Origin of the sequence: Duncaniella muricolitica (assembly GCF_910574735.1) — a bacterium.
GTDB lineage: Bacteria > Bacteroidota > Bacteroidia > Bacteroidales > Muribaculaceae > Duncaniella > Duncaniella muricolitica.
Genome location: NZ_CAJTCF010000130.1, coordinates 1 through 5,799, shown reverse-complemented (window position 1 = coordinate 5,799; position 5,799 = coordinate 1). Strand labels below are relative to the sequence as shown.

Sequence of the window (5,799 nt, the reverse complement as noted above, 5' to 3'; positions counted from 1 at the left end):
CAATGATTCGGTAAAAATTACAGAAGTAGTTGAAACTTAAGTTAATATAACGAATTATCAAATACAAATGAATCGCCAAATCGTTCATTATAAAAAAACTTAGCGTATGAACGTATTGGCGATTCTCAAAGACTTCACCTTTCGGTGTAAGTCGGTATTTGAAAATACTACAACCAAGATGAGCAAAAGGTTCCTCAACTGGCTGATTTTAACAATACGCACTGTAGCGTTGATTCCGGGCAAAGTCAATTTTACCCGGCTGTCGCGCTATGGCGGTCGTACAGCCAAGACCTTTGCCTCCAATTTCAAGACATCCGTAGACTGGATGAAAGTCAACATAGGTATGGCGCAGGATTGTTTTGGGCCGGCCCATGACATGGCAGTGGCAATCGATCCGTCGTTCATTTCAAAAGCAGGCAGACTGACGTATGGCATAGGCCGTTTCTGGTCAGGGGTGGCACAACGTGTCAAACGCGGTCTGGAGATAATGGCGATCGGGGCAATAAGTCTGAGTAAACATACATGCGTGATGCTGGGTGCTGTCCAGTCACCGAACTTCAAGACTCTTGAGTCCGAGAAGCACATGTCAATGCTTGACTGGTATGTGGCACTTGTCAGGTCAAAGGCGGCAGAGCTGCTCTCACTGACGGATATTCTGGTTGCCGATGCCTTTTTCTCCAAATATGAGTTTGTAAATGAAGTGATTGGCATGGGATTTCGATTTGTCGGGAGATTACGTGCCAACTCATATCTGAGGTATCTGGCCATACCGGATTCCTCCGCCCCGCGAAGACGCGGCAGAAAGAAAAAGTATGGAGAGAAAGTGGATTTCTCCAGCCTTGACATATCCGTGTTCACTTCATTCATATATGAGGATTCCAAAGGAAACAAAACCCGATGTCACACGGCGGTCGTACATTCGAGGGCATTGAAACGCGACATCCGTATCGTGGTCTGTCCGGTTGAAAACGCAGAGCCTCTTCTTTACTTCTCTACCGACACCAACATGAGGCCTGAAAAGATCATCGGTTTCTACCGCACCCGCTTTCAGATTGAGTTCGGTATACGCGATGCCAAGCAGTTTACCGGACTTCAGTCACAGCAGACCCGCGACAGGGAGCGGCTTGACTTTGCGTTCAATCTTTCCTTCACAGCCCTCAATGTCTGCAAAGAGGTCATAAGGAAGGATTATCCGGATCTTTCGGTAGCGCAGTTCAAACGGCTTATGTTTGAATCTTATCTCGCCTCAACAATTATTTCGACTTGCGGAAAATCTCCGCATCTAAAAATAATTCAGAAAATAAACCATCGGTTGGCTCAGTTAGCGGCTTAGCCAAGACTGAACGACCTCAAATTTTACCGAATCATTGATTTTAGATTTGTCCGAACAAAGATAAGGAAATTCAGCGAATTACCGGCTATGATTGCTGAAATTTATACTTCAATCCATATTCTTCCAGTTTGTTGTACAGCGTCGTACGTCCTATCCCGAGCAGTTCTGCGGCAACCTTGCGGTTCCCGTTCGCCTGCTTCAACGCGCGTAAGACACGCTCCTTGTCTTCCGCATCGCTGCGCAGGGCGAAGCTGACAGGTGAGGTCGCCCTCGTCACGGCAAGTTCCAGATGCTCTTTCGTGACAAGACCCGTCTGTGCCTGCAACACCGCACCCATGATTTTCTGACGAAGTTCGCGGACATTGCCCGGCCACGCATGGGTCAGCAATGTCTTGCGGGCTTCACCGTCAAAGCCGATGACATCGCATTCCAGTTCCCGGTTCGCAATTTCACGGAAGAACTCTGCCAAAGGCATGATGTCCTCCTGACAGTCGCGCAACGGCGGAACGGTTATCTCGAAGTCGTGCAGGCGGTACAGCAAGTCCTGCCGGAAACGCTTTTCATGGACCGCCTTCTCCAGATCTTCGTTGGTGGCGGCGATGATGCGGACATTGAAACTGCGATCTGACTTGTCGCCAACGGGACGGAACCGCCGTTCCTGTATGGCACGCAGAAGCATCTGCTGGGTTTCCGGTGCGAGGTTGCCCACCTCGTCCAAGAACAGCGTGCCGCCTTCCGCCTCATGGAAATAACCTTTCTTGGCACTGTCCGCACCTGTGAATGCGCCTCTGACGTGTCCGAAGAAAGCCGACGGCGCAAGTTCTTTGGTGAGCGAACCGCAGTCCACAGCCACAAACGGCTTTCCTGCCCGCTTGCCCTTGTCGTGCAGCAGGTGGGCGATATGCTCCTTGCCCGTGCCGTTCTCCCCGAATATCAACACGCTCATGTCGGTGGGGGCTACCAGCCTTATCCGCTTCATGATGGTTTGGAACGCCGAGCCGTCACGCGAGAACAGGGGCATACGGCTTCGTCCGATATTCCGTTCTTTTAATATGGTACGGAGCAGGGGGACGAGCTTGTCTTCCACAAGCTGCTTGGGTATGTAGTCCAGCGAGCCGAGTTTCATGCTTTCAACCGCCGTATGCACTTCGGCATAGTCGGTCATGATGATGAACGGCTGCATCATACCTTCCTTGCGCATCCAGCGCAAAAGGTCGATACCGTTGCCGTCGGGCAGGCGCAAGTCGGAAACCACGATGTCCCCGTCTGCGGCCTGTTGCAGATATTTCTTCGCGGTTGAGAGGTGGAAAGCCTGCACGGTGCGGAATCCCTCGCGTGCCAGCAGGTTACAGACAAACTCGCAATACACGATGTTGTCCTCCACCACGATGATTTTTGTATTATCCATTTTCGTATTTTCTCCTTTCTTCTTTTGCCAGCCGGATGATTTCCGAACCCTTATCCAGCACAGCTTTTACAGCATTGTCAATTGTTTTATCGTCAGGTGTGCCATCGCTATGAAGCAATTTGTATAGTTCCCTTAACGGTTGGTCGGCACGGAGTATCTCCCAAGAACTTCGCAGGTGGTGTGTCAGGGCGTCCAGTTCCTGAAGGTCTTTCTTTAGACCCGCTTCCCTGATTGCCTGCATTTCCTTTTCGGTTTCCGTTATCAGTTTATCCAGCATGACGGCTTCATTGCCGTATGACAGCAGGGAGGTGAAATCCGGCTTTTCATTCCGGTTGCCTTTCATGGCGCATTTGTCTGAAACCTCCATCAGTTCCGATATGGAGAACGGTTTGAGCAGGCAACCGGAGAAACCACGTTCCACAAGTTCCTCCTTGCTGCAACTGCCCGAAGCGGTTGTCACGACTGCCGGGATAGTCTTTGAATTGCCAACGTTGGAGGTGCGCAGCAGTTCCAGCAGCTCGAAGCCGTTGATTTCCGGCATGTTCAGATCCGTCAGAAGCAGGCTGTATTCTTTCCGGCGTATCATTTCCATCAGTTCCGCAGCATCGGTGCAGGTTTCGCAGTGTACGCCTTCCTGTGCATATATTTCTTTAAGCATCAGGAGAAGTACCTCGTCATTGTCGATGGCGATGACATCATGGAATGTACGGTCATGATGAATCCGTGTCTGATTTATCCTTTCCGGCAGTTCCCCGGCTGTCTGCATGGGTATTTCCACTGTGAAACGGCTGCCTTTGCCTTTCTCGCTCTCCAGCCGTATCGTGCCGCCGAGCATTGTCACGATACGCTGAACGATGGACAATCCCAGCCCGAAGCCGTCTTTTGTGGCGGCGTTTGACAGACGTTCAAACGCACCGAATATACGTTGTTGTTCCTCTTCGGTCATGCCCGTTCCTGTATCTTTGACGATTAGCTTCAGTAAACCGTTATCATAATCCGTTGTCAGAGATACGCCGCCGCTATCAGTGAATTTGATGGCGTTTGACAACAGGTTGTTCCCGATTTGGATTATTCGCTCTTTGTCAGTTAGCACAACGGCATCACATAAGTTTTTCACTGTCAGCGATAGTCCTTTGTTCATGGCGACGGGCGTAAACTCCGTTTCAAGAATGTGCGTGATTGCCGAAATCCGGCAAGGAGAGAAATTCGGCTGCTCCTTGCCATTGTCCAGCCGGAAGAAACTCAGCAGGGTGTTGAGCATTTCTCGCATACGGTCGGAGGATTGCCGGATATTACGGACATATCGCTCTTTTTTATCCGCATCATTCCCTTTTTCCATCAACGCGGTATAACCGATTATTGCCGTTAAAGGTGTGCGTAGTTCATGGGTGATGGTATGCACCGCTTTCTTGCGGGAGGCTATCAGAGTCTCGTTTTGCTCTACCGACTGTTGCAACTGTCCTATTAAATCAGTCGTTTTCTGTTTGTACCGTTTGATTCGGTTGGCATTACGGTGTATGATGATATATGAGATTGCCAGCAGAAGGAGGACGAATCCTGTCAGGCTACCTATCTGCATAAACGACTGTTCCCTCATTGCGGTTATCTCGGCTTCCCGTTTTTGCAGATCGGCTTGCACATTTTTATCCATCTGGCGTATAAATCCGTGCAGTTGCCGGTTAAGTTCCGCGTTTCGTGCCGCAAGGCTGTCGGTATATTCCGACAGACGGCGGCTTTGCGCCCGTTGCTCGGCTATCATGTCCCGGTCGAGGGAACGGAGCATTGTTGTGGTCACGGTTGGCTTTGGCTTTTCTTTCTTGCCGAATATGCCGAGAAATCCTTTCCGCTTCGGTTTTTGCGGCTGTTCCTGCACACTTTTCTGTACGATTATGGGTACTTGACGAGTGATCTTATCGTTGATGGCTTGTTGCTGTTCAAGTACCTGCACGATTTGGCGCATCTGTCGTTCCTTATCTTCAAGAAGATGGCGTACACTGTCTATGCGCTCTGTCGGATAAATCGTTTTGAAACGGCATAGCATACTGTCCATTACCATGCGTTGATAATGGTAATGTTCCAAATCTGCATATTCCCATTCCAATACTGTCTCGCCCGATAAAGAAAGTTCAATAAGAAGAACAAATATTTCGTGCGATTCTTGGCGAAAAGTATCTATATGACGATTTTGAACTTCCAATTTCTCTAAATCGCACCATTCTTTATACCAAATATACATTATGCCGATAACCAATAGTGCCACCAGCAAATAGCCGAGTGAAATTAGATTCTTGATTGATTTCATATTGCCTGTAATTTATCCCAACGTCCATCTTTCAGATAAGGCAAAAACTCCCGTATCTTATCTACCGACCAGTCCCACCATTTCAAAGCCTGCATCTGTTCTATTATATCAGGACTGAACCGCTTTCGTATCTCCTTTGCGGGGATACCACCCACAATGGTATAGGGCGGCACATCTTTCGTCACAACCGCCCTTGTACCAACAATAGCACCGTCACCGATATGGACACCAGCCATAATAACGGCTTCATAGCCTATCCATACGTCATTGCCTATTACGATGTCGCCTTTGTTGTCCCAAGCAGAAGCCACATTTGCCTTATCCAATTCCCAATCTTCATAAAATAGCGGGAACGTGTAAGTCGATAGTGATTTCAGGGTATGATTGGCGCAGTTGAACAGAAATTTTGCACCGCAAGCAATAGAACAGAACTTTCCAATTATCAGCCGTTCATGGTTAATGGGATAGTGATACAACACATTGTTTTGCTCAAACAGACACGGGTCTGAAACAAAATCATTGTAAATGGTATAGTCGCCTATTTCGATAGACGGGTCTTTTACGACAGCATTCAAATAAACGGTTTGCGTGTCACCTTTACGGGGATATATCTTGTTCATCATAACTTTCAGTTCTTAGTATTGAAGTTGTTTAAACTAATTTGATTTGTGAAATTTTTTAAGGAAAATAACGATAAAAGCGAGGAAATTCCAACCTTTCCAACTGGAGACGGTGGTATCGAAGCGGTTGAGTACG

General features: G+C 48.4%; 4 protein-coding genes and 1 pseudogene. 1 reads left to right on the top strand and 4 read right to left on the bottom strand.

Annotated elements, in window-relative coordinates; genetic code table 11:
- Nucleotides 1-178: 178 nt before the first annotated feature.
- Nucleotides 179-1,333, top strand: a complete 1,155-nt coding sequence (locus QGT73_RS16870) for a transposase (protein ID WP_280123202.1) — start codon at nt 179-181, stop codon at nt 1,331-1,333.
- Nucleotides 1,334-1,418: 85 nt separating this feature from the next.
- Here the strand turns inward: QGT73_RS16870 and QGT73_RS16865 are convergent, their stop codons facing one another.
- The 4 genes and pseudogenes from QGT73_RS16865 to QGT73_RS16850 all read right to left on the bottom strand — a co-directional run.
- The gene (locus QGT73_RS16865) at nt 1,419-2,741 is read right to left on the bottom strand and encodes a sigma-54-dependent transcriptional regulator (RefSeq protein ID WP_280123201.1); all 1,323 of its coding nucleotides are present in this window, start codon (nt 2,739-2,741) and stop codon (nt 1,419-1,421) included.
- Nucleotides 2,734-5,043 carry a hybrid sensor histidine kinase/response regulator gene (locus QGT73_RS16860; protein WP_280123200.1) on the bottom strand — a complete coding sequence of 770 codons (2,310 nt, stop codon included), beginning with the start codon at nt 5,041-5,043 and terminating at the stop codon, nt 2,734-2,736. Before QGT73_RS16860 ends, QGT73_RS16865 begins: the two co-directional genes overlap by 8 nt.
- Nucleotides 5,040-5,666 carry a CatB-related O-acetyltransferase gene (locus tag QGT73_RS16855; RefSeq protein ID WP_280123199.1) on the bottom strand — a complete coding sequence of 209 codons (627 nt, stop codon included), beginning with the start codon at nt 5,664-5,666 and terminating at the stop codon, nt 5,040-5,042. The genes QGT73_RS16860 and QGT73_RS16855 overlap by 4 nt, the downstream gene beginning before the upstream one ends.
- A 33-nt stretch (nt 5,667-5,699) precedes the next feature.
- Nucleotides 5,700-5,799: pseudogene (locus QGT73_RS16850) on the bottom strand (IS5/IS1182 family transposase); the annotation flags it as partial.